Source organism: Butyricicoccus sp. OF10-2, assembly GCF_003481925.1.
In the GTDB taxonomy this organism is placed as follows: Bacteria; Bacillota; Clostridia; order Oscillospirales; family Butyricicoccaceae; genus Agathobaculum; species Agathobaculum butyriciproducens.
The window spans coordinates 53,717-69,735 of record NZ_QUMC01000007.1 but is presented as its reverse complement, the minus strand read 5'-3'; the positions used below and the strand labels follow the sequence as shown (position 1 = coordinate 69,735).

The following is a 16,019-nucleotide window of genomic DNA, read 5'->3' as shown; positions in this document are numbered from 1 at the left end:
ACTCTATCTGGACTATCCCACTGGAAGGAGCATCACCGATGCGAGATGGATTTATCAAAATTGCCGCAGCAACGCCTGATCTGCACGCTGCGGACTGTGCATATAATACCTCTGAGATCGTAAAGCTGGCGAAGGAGGCCGCTGCCAAAGGCGCGAAGCTCATCACATTCCCCGAGCTGTGCCTGACCGGCTATACCTGCGGCGACCTGTTCCTGCAGGAAACGCTGCTCGAGGGCGCACTGGAGGCGCTGAACACGGTCTGCCGCGAGACCGCAGAGCTTGCGGCTGTCATCGTAGTCGGTCTGCCGCTGCGCGTGCGCGGTAAGCTGTACAATATGGCTGCTGTCGTAAACGCCGGTGACGTGCTGGCGTTCGTGCCGAAAACCCATCTTCCGAACTACTCCGAGTTCTACGAGCAGCGCCATTTCGTATCGGCAGATGCGTTGGGTTCGATCGAGAGCGTAACGCTTACTGATACAGCCGGTGAGCCGCGCTATGTACCGATTGTGACCGACAGCATTTTTCAGTGCGATGAGCAGCCGCTGTTCACCTTCGGCGTGGAGATTTGCGAGGATCTGTGGGTGCCGAATCCGCCGTCTACTACGCTGGCGCAGATGGGCGCGCACATTATCGTCAACCTGTCCGCATCGGATGAGATCATCGGCAAGGCGGGCTATCGCCGCGACCTTGTTCGTCAGCAGTCCGGACGACTGCTGTGCGCGTACCTGTATGCGGACGCCGGCTTCGGCGAGTCCACGCAGGACCTTGTTTTCGCGGGTCACGACCTTATCGCGGAGAACGGTGCGCTGCTGGCTGAGAGCAAGATGTTCTCGCAGGGCATCATTTACGCGGATATCGACCTCCAGCGTCTGGCGCACGAGCGTCAGCGCATGAACACATTCGAGTCTATCGAGGGCAGCGTGTTCTCGTTCTCGCTCGAGCCGGTGGAAAACGACCTTGCCGACCGCACGTTCCCGCGCACGCCGTTCGTTCCGGCGAACAAGGCGCTCCGCGATGAACGCTGCGAGGAGATTCTCACGCTTCAGGCAACCGGTCTGGCGACCCGTCTGCGCCATACGCACGCGAAAACGGCGGTTGTCGGTCTGTCCGGCGGCCTGGATTCCACACTCGCGCTCATCGTGCTCGTACATGCGTTTGATATGCTCGAACTCGACCGCAAGGGCATTCTGGCCGTCACGATGCCGTGCTTCGGCACGACCGCCCGCACCAAGGGCAACGCAGAAAAACTGGCGGAAGCCTACGGCGTTACGCTCAAGACCGTGGATATCAAGGCGGCGGTCGATCAGCATTTCATGGACATCGGTCAGTCCAAGGACGATCTTTCCGTTACCTTTGAAAACGGTCAGGCCCGCATGCGCACGCTGGTGCTGATGAACCTCGCCAACAAGAACGGCGGCATGGTTGTCGGTACGGGCGACCTGTCCGAGCTGGCGCTCGGCTGGGCGACCTACAACGGCGACCACATGAGCATGTACGGCGTGAACGGCTCTATCCCGAAAACGCTGGTGCGCTACCTTGTTGCCTATGAGGCCGATCGCACCCTCGGGGAGCTGTCCGACGTGCTGCAGGATGTGCTCGATACCCCGGTATCACCTGAGCTGCTGCCGCCTAAGGACGGCGAAATCAGCCAGAAGACCGAGGATCTGGTCGGCCCGTACGAGCTGCACGACTTTTTCCTGTATTACATGCTGCGTTTCGGCTATCCGCCGCGCAAGATCTTCCGTGCCGCACACAAGACCTTCGAGGGCGTGTACGATGACGCGACCATCAAGAAGTGGCTGACGACCTTTATGCGCCGCTTCTTTACGCAGCAGTTCAAGCGCTCCTGCCTGCCGGATGGCCCGAAGGTCGGCACCGTAACGCTTTCGCCGCGCGGCGACTGGCGTATGCCGTCGGACGCAGTATCCGCGCTGTGGCTCAGAGAAGCGGAGAGCCTGTAACAGAATTTTGACATAGGGCGGGTACTCCCGCCCTATGATATTCCAATACAAAGGAGAATCTCCTTTTGAAGAATTTAATTCGCGGCATAGCGGTACTGCTGACAGCGGTATTTCTGTGCTTCAACATCTATTATGAGTTAGCACCCGGAATCACCGTTGCACCCGAGCAGAAATTCATGTTTGCAGCGATTTTTGCGGTGCTTTTGCGTGCTGCGCTGTTCTGCGGCGTGCCGGACAATACGCGTCCGACACGGCGGCGGCTGTACATGCTGGTGCTGTTTCTGTACTACATATGGGTGCTGCTGAATGTGCTGTTTTTCGATAACGCATTCGGCCGCGGATTTGGTCATACCTCGCTCGATATGGTAAATCTGGAGCCGCTCCGCACGGTGAAAAATTACCTGCTGGCCTACGGCTACGGCAATATCTCGCTGCGGCTTGTGGTACTCAATCTGGCAGGCAATTTGATTGCGTTTGCGCCGATGGGCGTATTTCTGCCCGCACTGTTCCGCTGGCAGAGAAGCATTTTCTTTTTCACGGCGTCGCTCACGCTGAGCATCACGGCGGTGGAAGTGCTGCAGGTGTACACCGGAACGGGCTCGTGCGATGTGGATGATCTTATCCTCAATCTGGCAGGTGCGCTGCTTGTGTTCGTTATCTGCCGGATTACGCCGTTGTGGCACCGGATTTGCAGTGTCAATCCAAGACCGAAGAAATGATGAAATGACAACCGGCTGCAAAGGCAGTCGGTTTTTCATTGACAAACCCTGTCTGCCGTTATAAACTTTAACTGAATAAAAAACAAAAGACAGGGGGAACCCATTCATGTTTGATACCGTACTCATCGCCGGTCTGGGCCTGATGGGCGGCTCGATGGCGAAAACCATCAAGGCGCGCACGCTCAGCCGCGTTTTGGGCTGGAACCGCACGCGTGCAACTGCAGAGCAGGCACTGGCTGACGGCTCGATTGACGCGATTGCGACCGAAGCGCTGTACAAGGAGGCTGACCTTGTTATCATCGGTCTGTACCCGCAGGCAACGGTAGACTGGCTGCTCGAGAACATGCCGAAGATGAAAAAGGGCTGCGTGATCGTGGATATGGTCGGCGTCAAGCAGTTTATGGTCGATCGTCTGGAGCAGGCGGCGCTCGACGCCGGTGTGCACTACGTCGGAGGCCATCCGATGGCGGGCCGTGAGTTCTCCGGTCTGGATTTTGCCCTGTCGACCCTGTTTGACGGTGCGAGCATGATCTTTGTGCCGACAAAGAGCAGCACCGAGCGTGTGCTTGAGCAGCTGGAAGCGTACTTCATGTCGCTCGGCTTCGGTCAGACCGTGCGCTGCACGGCGCAGCAGCATGATCACATGATCGCGTTTACCTCGCAGCTGGCGCATGTGGTTTCCTCGGCGTACATCAAAAGTCCGGAGGCGGACAAGCACAACGGCTATTCGGCGGGCAGCTACAAGGATCTGACGCGTGTTGCCAAGCTGAATGAGACCATGTGGAGCGAGCTGTTCCTGTGCAACGCAGAGCCGCTCGCGGAGGAGATTGATGAGGTCATCAAGCACCTTGACGAATACCGCAAGGCCATCCGAGCAGGAGACCGCGAGGAACTGACCATTCTGCTGAGAGACGGACGTGAGCGCAAGGAAAGACTGGGTTAATCAGAAATTCGAAACGATACGAAAAGGGACAATGCCTGTGTGCGTTGTTCCTTTCCTTTTGCGCGGATTCGGGAAATTGTTAAGGAAACAGGTCGCAGAACGTAAATTTTTGCGCATACCTCCAAAATCCTGCGGCTGTCCGCGCAATCCATTTACATAGGAATTTGTTTTTGTTATAATTTATTTGCATGAAATCAGAAAGTGTTTTGCTAAGGGGAATGAATGGCACGGCACTTTACAGGACAACACAAAGGAGTGTGGGTATGCAAGAGAAAATTTCTATGGACGCAGCGCACGATTTTGAGGCAAAAATGCCTTTGTCGCGCAAGATTCCGCTGGGACTGCAGCACGTTTTTGCGATGTTCGTCGGCAATCTGACGCCGCTGCTCATCATCATGGGTGCGTGCGGCATTGCAGGCGGCGAGTTCGCGGACCTGCAGGTAAGCGTTCTGCAGAACGCGATGTTCGTGGCCGGCGTGGTAACGCTGGTGCAGCTGTTTTCCATCGGCCCGATCGGCGGCAAGGTGCCGATCATCATGGGTACAAGTTCGGGCTTTATCGGCGTGTTCAACAGCGTTGCGGCTACCATGGGCGGCGGTGTGATTGCGTATGGCGCGATTATGGGTGCGTCCATTCTCGGCGGCCTGTTTGAGACGGTACTTGGCTTTTTCCTCAAGCCGCTGCGCAAATTCTTTCCGGCGGTCGTTACCGGCACGGTCGTGCTGAGTATCGGTCTGTCGCTGATCTCGGTCGGCATCAATTCCTTCGGCGGCGGCAACTCTGCGAAGGATTTCGGCTCGATGGAAAATCTGCTGCTGGCGCTGTTCGTGCTGGTGGTTATTCTGGTCGTCAAGCACGGCTGCAAGGGCTTTCTTGGCTCGTCTGCGATTTTTGTGGGCATTATTGGAGGCTACATTGCGGCAATCATCATGGGTCTGGTTCTGCCGACCACCGCAGTTGACGCGGACGGTATAGAATTCACCAAGGCATGGGTACTCAACTGGGACAAGGTAGCACAGGCCAGCTGGTTTGCCATCCCGAAGCTGATGCCGGTAAAGCCGGTGTTTGATCTGCGTGCCATCCTGCCGGTACTGGTTATGTTTATTGTTACCGCAGTCGAGACCGTCGGCGATATTTCGGGCGTTATGGAAGGCGGCATGGGCCGTGAGGCAACCGACAAGGAGCTGTCCGGCGGTGTAGCCTGCGACGGTATCGGCTCGTCGTTTGCGGCGCTGTTCGGCGTACTGCCGAACACCTCGTTCAGCCAGAACGTAGGCCTTGTTACCATGACCAAGGTTGTCAACCGCGGTGCACTGTCCGTCGGCGCAATCTTCCTCATTTTGTGCGGCCTGATTCCGAAGCTGGGCGCGATCGTGTCCATTATGCCGCAGTCCGTGCTCGGCGGTGCGGCTGTTATGATGTTCTCGTCCATTGTTATCAGCGGTATCCAGCTGATCACCAAGGAGGAGATGACGCCGCGCAACCTGACCATAGTGTCGGTTGCTCTGGGTGTCGGCTACGGCATGGGTGCCAATATGACCATTCTGGCACAGGCGCCGCAGGCGGTTCAGCTGATTTTCGGCGGTTCCGGTATTGTACCGGCAGCGTTTGTTGCGATTCTGCTCAATATCGTGCTCCCGAAGGATAAGAAAACCGAAGCATAATGCAAAACCCCGGAAAGAAGTTCTTTCCGGGGTTTTTAATTGCGAATGGAGAATTGAGGATGGAAAATGATTGTAACGGTCAACCATTCGCCATTCCGATTGAGAGAGGCGTAAAATGATACTGCAGGGTGCGACGACCTCGGCGCACCGTGTAAACCGACTGCACAAACGTAACCGTAGGGGCGCACAAGGTACGCCCATGTAACGCCACATCAAATGGTTGGCATTACTGATAAAATGAATCGTTTTGAAAAATCATTTTTAATTTTGCGAGAACGTCCGGCGTATCCGCGTCCATCAATTCCGCCGGATGCTTTACGGGAAACAGCGCAACCTGTTCTGCATGCCGTTTGACAACTACGCCGCCGCCCCTGCCCTCGGGAAGAGAACGCAGTTCCTCAAAATAATCTGCGCCGAACAGCACGGGACTGCCCGGCGTACCGCTTTGCGGTTCGCACAGGCGAAAAATCCGTGATCGTTTCCTCGGTTGCGCACAGAACGCCGACACCATACCGCAGAGCGTTTTCCTCGTCAGCAGCGGCTGATCGCCCGGCAGAAACACGCAGCCGGACATGGCCGGAAACCGCGGCAGCAGGTACTCCAGTCCCAGCCGCACGGTGTCGCTGCGAAAGGGAAGGGCATGATGCAGGACAGGAATGCCGCATTCTTCACACAATGTCTGCACCTCGGTCGAGCGGGTAACGACCACGCGGTGCAACCCCTCTGTCACGGCAAACGCACGGCAGAGCAGTGGTTTTCGGTCAAATTCGGCGAGCAGCTTGTTGGAGCCAAACCGTTTTGCCAGTCCGGATGCCATGATCACACATCCGATTTCACTTTTCGTCGGGGAAAAACTGCGGGTAGAGCTGTTTTCCTGCTTGTTTGCAGGCGTCACGATACTGCTCATAGCGATAGAGAAACTCCTTTGCTTCATCGGTGAGTACGCTGCCGCCGCCGCCTTTGCCGCCGATTTTGCGCTCGGTGAGCGCAAAACCGAGCACCTGCTCGGCATGACGGACGAGTCCGAGCGCCTTGGTGTATGCCATCTGCATGGACTGCGCGGCAGCGCGAAGCGATCCGGTCTGCTCGATGGCATGCAGCAGGCGGCACGGTCCCTCACCGAAAAAGCGTTCGCCGTTCTCATCGAACAGCATCACGCGGATATTTGGCTGCATAGCGGCTCCTTTCCCACAACTTTTTCTTTTCCGTTGTATTTTGATATTCACAACGGCATTATAGCAGATTTTGTGGTAAAATAAAAGTAGTATACTGAAAAGATAACACATTCCCCTGAAAGAGAGAGGATATAACGTATGTTGACGATACGGGAATACAAAAAAGCCGAGTCGCTCGAGGAAGCGTATGCGCTCAACCAGAAAAAGTCCAACCGCGTGATCGGCGGCATGATCTGGCTCAAAATGGAGACGCTGAATGTCGGCACGGCAATCGACCTGTCCGGTCTGGGATTGGACACCATCGAGGAGACCGACACCGAGTTCCGGATCGGTGCAATGGCCTCGCTGCGCGCGCTGGAGCTGCACGAAGGACTGGCAGCCTACACGAACGGTGCGATGCGCGAGTCTGTGCGCCATATTGTCGGCGTGCAGCTGCGCAATCTGGCGACCGTCGGCGGCAGCCTGTACAGCCGATTCGGCTTTTCTGATGTGCTGACCATGTTCCTCGTGCTGGACGCACAGGTAGAGCTGTACAAGGGCGGCATTGTGCCGCTTTCCGAGTACGCCGAAAGACCCAAGGACCGCGATATTCTGGTGCGCATTATCGTGCCCAAGAAAAATGCGAAATTCAACTACCAGTCTGTGCGCATCAGCCAGACCGATATTCCGGTGCTGACCTGTGCGTCCGTCAAGGACGAAAACGGCTACCGGTTCGCCATCGGTGCCCGTCCGGCACGCGCACAGATTTATGCACAGCCTGTGGATAGAACGGCAGAGCAGATGGCGGAAGTTGTTCGGGCGGAAATTAAGACCGGCAGCAGTCTGCGCGGCAGTGCGGAATATCGCAGACACCTCGCGGGTGTGCTGGTGCGCCGCGCGGCACACGCGCTCGATGCAGAGTAAGGGGGAACGGATATGCTGATCACAATGACATTGAATGGAAAGAAAGTAGCAGACGATGTGGCGGCGGACACGCTGCTCATCGACTTTGTGCGGGGGCATGGCTGCCTGAGCGTCAAGCGCGGCTGTGAGACTGCGAACTGCGGTCTGTGCACCGTATTTATGGACGAAAAGCCGGTGCTGTCCTGCTCGGTGCTGGCAGCGCGTGCAAGCGGACATACGATCACGACCTTGGAGGGCTTGCAGGGCGAAGCCGCCGAATTCGGCGCGTTCATCGCGGATCAGGGTGCGGAGCAGTGCGGCTTCTGCAATCCCGGCTTTATGATGAACGCGATCGCGCTGTTCCGCGAAAAGCAGGACCCGACCGATGAGGAGATCAAGGAATATCTGGCAGGCAATCTGTGCCGCTGCTCGGGGTATGAGGGACAGCTGCGCGGTATCCGTGCCTATCTCGACTGGAAAAAGCAGAGAGAGGAGGACGCACAGTGAAGGTAGTCAATCAGCCGCTCCGTAAAAAGGATGCAATGCAGCTTGTGACCGGTCAGCCGGTGTATGTGGACGATGTAACGCCGCGCGACTGCCTGTGCGTCAAGCTGCTGCGCTCGCCGCACGCGAACGCCATCGTCAAGTCTATCAACAAGACCGCCGCGATGAAAGTCCCCGGCATGGAGGCCATCTTCACCTGGGAGGACGTCGATCAGGACGGCCGCCGCTATACACAGGCCGGTCAGACTTATCCGGAGGCCAGTCCGTATGACCGCCTTGTTATCGACCGTCATGTGCGCTTTGTCGGTGATGTGGTTGCCATCCTTGCCGGTGCGGACGAAAAATGCGTGGATAAGGCGATGAAGCTGGTCAAGGTGGAGTACGAGGTGCTCGAACCGGTGCTCGATTTCCACACGGCAAAGGACAATCCGGTGCTCGTGCATCCGGAGGACAACTGGGAGAGCCTTGCACCGGTCGGCGCGGACAACAGGCGCAACCTGTGTGCGCATGACGAGTGCGGCAACGGCGATATTGACGAGGTCCTCGCGGACTGCGATGTTGTTATCGACCGCGTGTACCACACGCAGGCATGTCAGCAGGCGATGATGGAAACCTTCCGCACCTACTGCGAGATCGACACCTACGGCCGTCTGCACATCATCAGCTCGACCCAGATCGTGTTCCATACCCGCCGTATTGTGGCGAACGCACTGCATATTCCGAAAAGCAAGGTGCGCGTCACCAAGCCGCGTATCGGCGGCGGCTTCGGCGCCAAGCAGACCGCAGTCAGCGCGGTGTATCCGGCGTTTGTCACCTGGATGACAAAGAAGCGTCCAAGATCATCTTCAGCCGCGTGGAGAGCCAGATTGCCTCCTCGCCGCGCCACGAGATGGAAATGCACGTCCGTCTGGGCGCAAACAAGGACGGCATCGTGCGCGGCATCGACCTGCACACGCTGTCCAACACCGGCGCGTACGGTGAGCACGGCCCGACAACGGTCGGTCTGTCCGGTCATAAGTCGATTCCGCTGTACGGCAAGGCCGAGGCGTTCCGCTTTACGAGTGACGTTGTGTATACCAATCACATGTCGGCGGGCGCGTACCGCGGCTACGGCGCGACGCAGGGCCTGTTCGCGGTGGAGAGCGCGGTAAACGAGCTGGCGAACATCCTCGGCATGGACCCATTCAAAATCCGTGAGATGAATATTACGCATGAGGGCGAGATCATGCCCGCGTACTACGGTCAGATGAACACAAGCTGTGCGCTCGACCGCTGTCTGGCGCGCGTGCACGACATGATCGACTGGGATAACAAGTATCCGTGCCGGGACATGGGAAACGGCAAGATTCGTGCGGTCGGCATGGGCATGGCGATGCAGGGCTCGGGCATCACGAGCATGGATGTCGGCAGTGCGACGCTCAAGGTCAACGATGAGGGCTTTTACACGCTGCTCATCGGCGCGGCTGACATGGGCACCGGCTGTGATACCACGCTTGCGCAGATTGCGGCAGAGGTGCTTGAGTGTCCGCTTGACAACATCACCACGCTGAGTGCGGACACCGACTGGTCGCCGTATGATTCCGGCTCGTATGCATCGAGCACGACCTACGTCACCGGCAAGGCGACCGAGAAGTGCGCGCTTGAGCTGCGCGGCAAAATCTGTGCGCTCGGCGCAAAGCTGCTCGGCTGCGACAAGGCGCAGGTCAGCTTCGACGGCAGGGAAGTCCGCGTAGAGGAAGGCGAAAATGCAGGCAAGACCATTAGCCTGAGTGATATTGCGACGGCTTCCATGAACGGCAACAGCATCGAGCTGCAGGCAACGGTTACGCATTCGTCCGAGATTTCGCCTCCGCCGTATATGGTCGGTGCGGCTGAAATCGAGGTGGATACCGAAACTGGCGAGGTAACCCTGCTGGATTACGCTGCGGCAGTGGACTGCGGTACGCCCATCAACCCGAACCTGACGCGCGTGCAGGCCGAGGGCGGCATTGCGCAGGGCATCGGCATGACGCTGACTGAGAGCGTTACCTATGATGACCGCGGCTATCCGATGGAGAATTCGCTTTTCCAGTATAAGATTCCTGCACGCGTGGATATCGGCAAGATCCGCGTGGAATTCGAGAACAGCTACGAGGGCGAAGGCCCGTTCGGCGCAAAATCCATCGGCGAGGTTGTTATCAACACACCGCTGCCGGCGATTTCGGATGCAATCCGAAATGCCGTAGGCAAGCGGTTCTATGAACTTCCCATCACGCCGGAAAAGATTGCGATGGCAGCGATGGAGCAAAAGTAAGTGCAAAAAAGAACGTATCCGATCGGATACGTTCTTTTTCTTTGCCGCAGATGTCAAAATCTGTAGGGCGCGACGACTCGGCGCGCCGTTGTAACGGGTTGCAGATGGTTTACACGGCGTGCCGAGGTCGTCACGCCCTACGGCAAACATATTAAATCACGTTAAAATATCAACCCAAAGGTCGTTGTAATACTGGTTGATTTCCGTCGGCAGATTGGTATACGCCTCGGTCGGATACTGCGTAATATCCGGGAAATACAGCGAGTCGCTGGTGATTTCCTCGTTCAGTTCGTTATAGACCTCAGTCTGCGGACTGGAATAGCCGACATACTCCCAGTTTGCCACCGCTGCCTCGGTCGAGCACATGAAGTTGATGAACTTCTCCGCACCCGAAACGTTCTTCGCGTTCTTCGGGATGCACATGGCATCGACAAACAGGTTGGTACCCTCCTTCGGAACGTAGAATGCGAGGTCGGGATTCTCGTCTATCATGGTGACGGCATCGCCGTTATAGTACGGTGCAGCCACAATTTCCTCACTCGGCAGCTTTTCGAGAATCTGGTCCATCCAGATGCCCTGATATACCGGTTTTCCGGCGATGATAAGGTCAGCCGCCTCGCGCAGCTCGTCCTTGTCGGTGGTGTTAAGCGAATAGCCGAGGTACATCAGCGCAATGCCGAGCGCGTCGCGCGAGTTGTTGAACATCGCGGTGCGGTTGGTGTATTTGGGGTTCCACAGCAAATCCCATGAGCCGATATCCGCTTTATCAACGTACTTGGTGTTGTACACGATGCCGACCACGCCCCAGGTATAGGGCACGGAATACTTCTGCTCCGGATCGAAGTCCAGATGCGTGTATTTCTCGTCAATCAGCTTCATATTCGGAATATGATCGTAGTTGAGCGGCTGGAGCATATCCTCGTTGATAAAGCGCGAAATCGCGTAGTCGGACGGGATAATGACGTCGTAGCTCGTGGTCTGGATGCGCGAATACAGGTTTTCGTTGGAATCAAAGGTGTTGTAGATAACCTTGATGCCGGTTTCCTCTTCGAACCGGTCGATAAGGTCGGTGTCGATGTACTCACCCCAGTTATACACGTTGAGCACCTCTGCTGAGGACGCATTGCCGCATCCGGAGAGCAGGCCGGCGCACATCGCGCCGCACAGCAGCAGGGAAAGCATACGTTTTTTCACGGCTGCATCGCTCCTTTCCGGCGGGCGGCCTCGCGGCGCTTTTCGTCGCGGGACTGACGCACATTGATGACGATGAGCAGCGCCAGCACGATCAAAAACAGAATGGTCGAGATGGCGTTGATCTTCGGTGTCATGCGGTGGCGGGTCATCGAATAGATCACGACCGACAGCGGCTGACTAGTCGTGCCGGCGGTAAAGTAGGACACCACGAAATCGTCGATTGACATGGTGAACGCCATGATAGCACCCGTGACGATGCCCGGCATAATCTCGGGCAGGATGACCTTGCGGAGCGCCTGATGCGGCGTTGCGCCGAGGTCGAGTGCGGCTTCATAGGCGTTTTTATCCAGCTGGCGCAGCTTGGGCATGACGTTGAGAACGACATACGGTGTGCAGAATGTAACATGCGCGAGAATGAGCGTCAGATAGCCCTTGTCCAGACCTATGGCGGCGAACAGCAGCATGAACGTCACGCCCATGATGGTATCCGAGGAGGACATCGGGATGTTGTTGACGGTCAGGTAAGCCGCTTTGGCTCTGCGGCCCATGTTGTGGATGCCGATGGCGGCAATCGTGCCGAGCACGGTTGCAATCGCGGCAGCGGCAACAGCCACGAGCAGCGTGACATACAGTGAATGGAGAATATCCGCATCGCGGAACAGCTCGACATACCAGCGGGTGGTAAAGCCGTTCCACAGGCGGCGCGACTTGGAATCGTTGAACGAGAAGATCATCAGCACAACGATAGGCGCGTACAGGAACAGGAAAATCAGCAGCAGATAGAAGTTTTTGAAAATTTTTCACAGCAGCAGACCTCCTTCCTCGGAGGAGCCGTCATCGAACTTGTTCATGATCCACATACAGATGAAGATGAGGATGATCATGACGAGCGCGATTGCCGAGCCGAGGTGCGGGTTGTACGCACCTCCCATGAACTGCAGGTCGATCAGGTCACCGACGAGAAGATTCTTGCCGCTGCCGAGCATCTGCGAAATAACGAAGGTGGAGACAGACGGCACAAATACCATTGTAATGCCGGAAATCACACCGGGAATGCTCAGCGGGAAGATGACGCGGCGGAACACCAGATGGGTCGGCGCGCGAGGTCCTGCGCGGCTTCGATCAGCTTGCGGTCGAGCTTGATGAGAACGGTATAGATCGGCAGCACCATGAACGGCAGAAAGTTGTACACCATGCCGAGCACGATCGCGCCCTGTGTGTTGATAAGCGGAATATAATCCAGCGAATAGCCGAAATGGCTCTGCAGGAACGAGATAAGTCCGATGGAGCGGAAAAACTGGTTGATGAAGCCGTTGTTCTCCAGAATGGACATCCATGCGTAGGTGCGGAGCAGAAAGTTGATCCACATCGGCAGCATGATGAGCATCATGCAAAGGCTCTGTTTGCTGGCGGACAGGCGGCTCATGAGGTACGCCATCGGGTAGCCGAGCACGAGGCACACCACCGTTGAGAGAAACGCCAGCCAGAACGACCGTCCGAAAATCGGCAGGTAGCCGGGCAGATAGCTGAAATTATGCAGGGTAAAGCCGCCGTCCGCATTGTGGAACGCGTAGACCACGACCATCAGAATCGGGGCAAGAATAAATACGGCGAGCCATACGCCGTAGGGATAGGCAAAGGACTTTTTCACGCTTGCGCCTCCGCACTCTTGTGCATGATGTGGATGTCAAACGGAATGACGGACAGACCGACCGTCTTGCCGACCGACTCCGCCATGGTGGAATGCACCATAAAGGTGAAATACTGGGTACGCACCATCATTTCATAGTGTACGCCCTTGAATACGATCGACTCAACAACGCCCTGCAGCAGACCGTCACCGGCGTAAACGATTTTAAGATCCTCCGGACGGATAACGACATTGACCGGCGTATTCCGGCCGAAGCCCTTGTCCACGCACTCGAAGGTGCGGCCGCAGAACTCGACCTTGCAGTCCTCGAGCATCACGCCGTCAATGATATTGGATTCACCAATGAAATCCGCAACAAAGGCGTTGACCGGCTCGTTGTAGATATCGGTCGGGCTGCCGACCTGTTGGATAACGCCGTGGTTCATAACGACAACGCGGTCACTCATCGTCAGCGCTTCTTCCTGGTCGTGTGTGACGTAGATAAAGGTGATGCCGGTGCGCTGCTGAATACGCTTCAGCTCGATTTGCATGTCCTTGCGCAGCTTGAGGTCGAGGGCACCGAGCGGCTCGTCGAGCAGCAGCACACGCGGCTCGCATACCAGCGCACGCGCGATGGCAACACGCTGCTGCTGACCGCCGGAAAGACTGGTCACATCGCGGTTTTCAAAGCCGCGCAGACCAACCAGTTCGAGCATTTCTGCGGTTTTGCGCTTGATGTCTGCGCGGTCCAGCTTTTTGATGTGCAGACCGAATGCGATATTCTCCGCAACATTCAGGTGCGGGAACAGCGCATAGCGCTGGAATACGGTGTTGATCTCGCGCTGATACGGCGGTACATCGTTCAGGCGCTTGCCGTCGAAGAATACATCGCCGGAATCCGGCTGCTCAAAGCCGCCGATGATGCGCAGTGTGGTCGTTTTGCCGCAGCCGGACGGACCGAGTAGGGTCACAAACTCGCGGCGCTTGATGGACAGCGAAATGCCGCGCAGCACAGGCGTTCCGTCAAATTCTTTTTTCAGGTTTTGCAGATCGACCAGATTTTGATTCAATCCTCATCACTCTCCCCAAACAGGTAGCAGCCCCAAACCGAGCGGGTCAGGCTCGGTTTGGGGTCGCGCTATATCTATATTGTAGCAAACAAATTTTTATCATATAATAATATAGGGAAATGCCGTAAAAGTCAAGGTGATACGCAGATTCTGCTCGCAAAAAGCAGGGAAATTCGAGGGGAGGATGCTCGATTTGGAGGATTTGCCAGCTTTGTTATGTAAAACGTACAAGCTGAAATAGCTTGATTTGTACACTTCGCAAACGGATACTGTTAAATATGCACAAAAAGATGGCGCTTCGATTGGTAAAGGTTCATAAAATATGGCTCTTGTAACAGAGGCGGTTATCGTGTATTATAATACCTGTGATCAGGAAATGATCCAAACACAAAAACGTAATTTAGTCATTAACTTTTAAGGAGTTGTATATATCATGATGAAGGGTTTCTTTAATGGTCTGGTAAGCGCACGCATGATGGAGCTGGATAACGGCCGTTCTTTCTCTAAGGCTCGCAAGGCAGAGCGCACTGCTAAGTAAGCGGTAATCAAACCGAATTTATAAAGGCTTCCCGGAACAGATGGCCGGGAAGCCTTTTTCTTTGTGTGACAGGATTGTGTTGGCTTTTACCGATAGAATGTGGTACACTTAAAAACATACGGTATTCAGGGGTAAAGGGGATAGGACGTTGCAGTTTATCAAACGGTTTCGGGTAGGTCAGCGTGCCATCAAGACTGCGGTATCGGTCGGTCTGGCGCTTGCACTGGCGATGGTGCTGGGTTCCAGCCTGCCTATTTTTGCAGCCATCGGTGCAATTTCGGTGATGAGCCGTACCTGGGTGGATTCGCTCAAGGAGAGCCTCAATCAGATAGCGGGTACATTTCTCGGCTATCTGATCGCATGTGTGTTTGTTACCGTGCTGCCCAATCCAACGTTTTTCGTGTGGATGGCGCTCGGCGTGCTGTGTGTGATTTCGCTGTGTATCGGTCTCAAGCTGAATTTTGCGATTCCGCTGGCGAGTATCGTGTTTGCGGATGTGTGCCTGTATACCGGCGGAGATTCAATCGTGTATGGCTTCCACCGCTTCACGGATACGCTGGTCGGTCTGGTGGTGGCGCTGCTCGTCAATGTGGTGATTCGGCCGTATAACAACCGCCAGAAGATCATCAATACGATGGATGAGATTCAGAAAATGTTTCTGCCGCTGCTGCAGTCGCGCGTGCTCGAGCATCGTTATCCGGATCTGACGCCGCTGACAGAGAAAATGACCTCGCTTGCGTCCGAGCTGCGTATTTTCGAGAAGCAGCCGGTAGCGCTGTGGCAGCATGCCGTGCGTGTTGCCGCCCGACGGCAGGAGGCCGCCTATCTGCGCGGCTGCGAGCAGCTGCTTGCCAAAATGTGCGGTGAGCTGGCGGCGCTGTGCAATATGGACTCCAATCCGGCGCCCGGAGAGGAGAGTATAGAGCGATTGGAGGCACATGGTCTTACCGCGCCGGAAAACCTTAAGGATTACTGCCGGTGCTCGCCGATGGATGCACAGGTTATGGATTTTCATATCGGCAATCTGCTCGATGCGTATGATTTTCTGACCGCGTTTCATCATGTGTAAAAATATACCGCAGGTGCACGAACTGTTAAAATCGTGCACGCTGCGGTGTTTTTATAGTCATACAGCGCATAGACAAAATACGCCTTAATCTGCTATACTGTTGTTTAAGGATATATACACGCTGTTTTTGTATGGCGGTCAGCCCTTTCTTTCCCCGCGGTCTGCGGTGGAAAGGAGGTGGGCGCAGATGAAGAAGAAAGCACTTCAGCTTTTTATTTGTGCGGTCATTGTACTGTACATTTTCTTCGTAAAAGCGCGATGACCGCTCGGCTGGTCCCCGAACGGTCATTAGCATAAAACTTTTGATTCGATAAAGGGCTGACTGCATAGACAGTGTCCCTGTATATCCATAGTATACCGCGGAAAGCGCTGTTCGT

General features: G+C 55.8%; 12 protein-coding genes and 2 pseudogenes. 8 read left to right on the top strand and 6 right to left on the bottom strand.

What is annotated here, in order from left to right:
- Positions 1-38 precede the first annotated feature (38 nt).
- The 4 genes from DXB00_RS05645 (at position 39) to DXB00_RS05630 (ending at position 5,287) form a co-directional block, all read left to right on the top strand.
- Entirely contained in the window at positions 39-1,961 is a 1,923-nt protein-coding gene (locus DXB00_RS05645) for an NAD(+) synthase (RefSeq protein WP_118728748.1), read from the top strand.
- Positions 1,962-2,026: 65 nt separating this feature from the next.
- Complete coding sequence (locus tag DXB00_RS05640) at positions 2,027-2,680, top strand: VanZ family protein (RefSeq protein WP_118728749.1); 654 nt, start codon at positions 2,027-2,029, stop codon at positions 2,678-2,680.
- 106 nt (positions 2,681-2,786) lie between these two features.
- Positions 2,787-3,623, top strand: a complete 837-nt coding sequence (locus DXB00_RS05635) for a prephenate dehydrogenase (RefSeq protein WP_118728750.1) — start codon at positions 2,787-2,789, stop codon at positions 3,621-3,623.
- Positions 3,624-3,886: 263 nt separating this feature from the next.
- Positions 3,887-5,287 (top strand): uracil-xanthine permease family protein, encoded by a 1,401-nt coding sequence (locus DXB00_RS05630; RefSeq protein WP_118728751.1) that lies wholly within the window; start codon positions 3,887-3,889, stop codon positions 5,285-5,287.
- Between the two features lie 226 nt (positions 5,288-5,513).
- On the opposite strand, the gene DXB00_RS05625 is transcribed toward DXB00_RS05630, so the two are convergent.
- Both DXB00_RS05625 and DXB00_RS05620 read right to left on the bottom strand, forming a co-directional pair.
- Positions 5,514-6,194: a nucleotidyltransferase family protein gene (locus tag DXB00_RS05625; protein WP_243022595.1), complete on the bottom strand. Its 681-nt coding sequence runs from the start codon at positions 6,192-6,194 to the stop codon at positions 5,514-5,516.
- Positions 6,121-6,462 (bottom strand): winged helix-turn-helix domain-containing protein, encoded by a 342-nt coding sequence (locus DXB00_RS05620; protein WP_118360065.1) that lies wholly within the window; start codon positions 6,460-6,462, stop codon positions 6,121-6,123. The genes DXB00_RS05625 and DXB00_RS05620 overlap by 74 nt, the downstream gene beginning before the upstream one ends.
- A 138-nt stretch (positions 6,463-6,600) precedes the next feature.
- On the opposite strand from DXB00_RS05620, the gene DXB00_RS05615 reads away from it, so the two are divergent.
- The 3 genes and pseudogenes from DXB00_RS05615 to DXB00_RS05605 all read left to right on the top strand — a co-directional run bounded on the left by DXB00_RS05615 (position 6,601) and on the right by DXB00_RS05605 (position 10,141).
- Positions 6,601-7,365, top strand: coding sequence for an FAD binding domain-containing protein (locus DXB00_RS05615; RefSeq protein ID WP_118728753.1), 765 nt, complete (start codon positions 6,601-6,603; stop codon positions 7,363-7,365).
- Positions 7,366-7,377: 12 nt separating this feature from the next.
- Positions 7,378-7,851, top strand: coding sequence for a (2Fe-2S)-binding protein (locus DXB00_RS05610; protein WP_118360063.1), 474 nt, complete (start codon positions 7,378-7,380; stop codon positions 7,849-7,851).
- Positions 7,848-10,141: pseudogene (locus DXB00_RS05605) on the top strand (xanthine dehydrogenase family protein molybdopterin-binding subunit). The gene DXB00_RS05610 and the pseudogene DXB00_RS05605 overlap by 4 nt, the downstream one beginning before the upstream one ends.
- A 156-nt stretch (positions 10,142-10,297) precedes the next feature.
- Here DXB00_RS05605 and DXB00_RS05600 read toward each other — a convergent pair.
- From DXB00_RS05600 to potA, 4 genes and pseudogenes are all read right to left on the bottom strand, one after another.
- A complete protein-coding gene (locus DXB00_RS05600; protein ID WP_118728755.1) occupies positions 10,298-11,335 on the bottom strand; it encodes an ABC transporter substrate-binding protein in 1,038 nt (345 codons plus the stop codon).
- Complete coding sequence (locus tag DXB00_RS05595; protein ID WP_118728960.1) at positions 11,332-12,069, bottom strand: ABC transporter permease; 738 nt, start codon at positions 12,067-12,069, stop codon at positions 11,332-11,334. The genes DXB00_RS05600 and DXB00_RS05595 overlap by 4 nt, the downstream gene beginning before the upstream one ends.
- A gap of 66 nt (positions 12,070-12,135) precedes the next feature.
- A pseudogene (locus tag DXB00_RS05590) lies at positions 12,136-12,986 on the bottom strand (ABC transporter permease).
- Positions 12,983-14,035: a spermidine/putrescine ABC transporter ATP-binding protein gene (gene potA, locus DXB00_RS05585; protein WP_118728756.1), complete on the bottom strand. Its 1,053-nt coding sequence runs from the start codon at positions 14,033-14,035 to the stop codon at positions 12,983-12,985. The pseudogene DXB00_RS05590 and the gene potA overlap by 4 nt, the downstream one beginning before the upstream one ends.
- Before the next feature lie 686 nt (positions 14,036-14,721).
- On the opposite strand from potA, the gene DXB00_RS05580 reads away from it, so the two are divergent.
- Positions 14,722-15,642: an FUSC family protein gene (locus tag DXB00_RS05580; protein WP_118728757.1), complete on the top strand. Its 921-nt coding sequence runs from the start codon at positions 14,722-14,724 to the stop codon at positions 15,640-15,642.
- Positions 15,643-16,019: the final 377 nt, after the last annotated feature.

Coding starts and splice junctions, on each gene's coding strand:
- DXB00_RS05635 (WP_118728750.1), top strand. CDS start 2,787: ATGTTTGATACCGTACTCATCGCCGGTCTGGGCCTGATGGGCGGCTCG.
- DXB00_RS05645 (WP_118728748.1), top strand. CDS start 39: ATGCGAGATGGATTTATCAAAATTGCCGCAGCAACGCCTGATCTGCAC.
- DXB00_RS05615 (WP_118728753.1), top strand. CDS start 6,601: ATGTTGACGATACGGGAATACAAAAAAGCCGAGTCGCTCGAGGAAGCG.
- DXB00_RS05620 (WP_118360065.1), bottom strand. CDS start 6,462: ATGCAGCCAAATATCCGCGTGATGCTGTTCGATGAGAACGGCGAACGC.
- DXB00_RS05595 (WP_118728960.1), bottom strand. CDS start 12,069: ATGATCTTCTCGTTCAACGATTCCAAGTCGCGCCGCCTGTGGAACGGC.
- DXB00_RS05610 (WP_118360063.1), top strand. CDS start 7,378: ATGCTGATCACAATGACATTGAATGGAAAGAAAGTAGCAGACGATGTG.
- DXB00_RS05630 (WP_118728751.1), top strand. CDS start 3,887: ATGCAAGAGAAAATTTCTATGGACGCAGCGCACGATTTTGAGGCAAAA.
- DXB00_RS05625 (WP_243022595.1), bottom strand. CDS start 6,194: ATGAGCAGTATCGTGACGCCTGCAAACAAGCAGGAAAACAGCTCTACC.